We start from the raw sequence: 297 nt of genomic DNA, 5'->3' as shown, positions 1-297 counted from the left end.
ACTTTTGTCGACGCATTTGCTAAATGTGAAATCCTGCAGGTACTGGTGATCTCCGTGTTTTTTGGTTTCGCACTGCACCGTTTTGGTGGCCGTGGCACCCTGATTTTTGATTGCATCGAAAAATTCTCCCATGTGCTGTTCGTGATCATCGGCTACATCATGAAAGTCGCTCCTATTGGCGCTTTCGGTGCGATGGCATTCACGATTGGTAAGTTCGGCATCGCTTCGCTGCTGTCGCTGGCGAATCTCATGGCCAGCTTTTATGTGACCTGCCTGCTGTTTATTTTTGTAGTACTC

At 48.1% G+C, this 297-nt stretch carries 1 protein-coding gene; it reads left to right on the top strand.

Annotation, left to right across the window (positions count from 1 at the left end):
- The coding region (locus KDM89_RS21605; protein WP_212689832.1) for a cation:dicarboxylate symporter family transporter at positions 1-297 on the top strand (297 nt) is incomplete at both ends.

Source organism: Cognatundibacterium luofuense, assembly GCF_018139685.1.
Classification (GTDB): Bacteria; Pseudomonadota; Gammaproteobacteria; order Burkholderiales; family Burkholderiaceae_D; genus Undibacterium; species Undibacterium luofuense.
This window is presented reverse-complemented; position numbering and strand designations above follow the sequence as displayed.